This is a genomic window from Siccibacter turicensis LMG 23730 (assembly GCF_000463155.2).
Lineage (GTDB): Bacteria > Pseudomonadota > Gammaproteobacteria > Enterobacterales > Enterobacteriaceae > Siccibacter > Siccibacter turicensis.
Window position 1 is genome coordinate 1 of the sequence record NZ_AWFZ01000065.1, and the last position, 290, is coordinate 290.

Annotated in this window: 1 tRNA gene; it reads right to left on the reverse strand. The window is 47.2% G+C overall.

Features of this window, described 5'->3' with window-relative positions:
- Window positions 1–109: 109 nt before the first annotated feature.
- Window positions 110–185: transfer RNA gene (locus DW58_RS19685), tRNA-Glu, on the reverse strand.
- Window positions 186–290: the final 105 nt, after the last annotated feature.

The window sequence follows — 290 nt, forward strand, 5'->3', positions numbered from 1 at the left end:
TTCAATTTTCAGCTTGTTCCGGATTGTTAAAGAGCAAATATCTCAAACGTGACTTGAAAGTCAGTTTTGAGATACTTATCGGTAACGCCTTTCACTCATTACCAGCAGGTGGCGTCCCTTAGGGGATTCGAACCCCTGTTACCGCCGTGAAAGGGCGGTGTCCTGGGCCTCTAGACGAAAGGGACATTCATCTTTCGCAGACACCCTGCTTCTTAATTTTCTATCAGACAATCTGTGTGAGCACTGCGAGGGTGTATCTTTCAGGTAAGGAGGTGATCCAACCGCAGGTT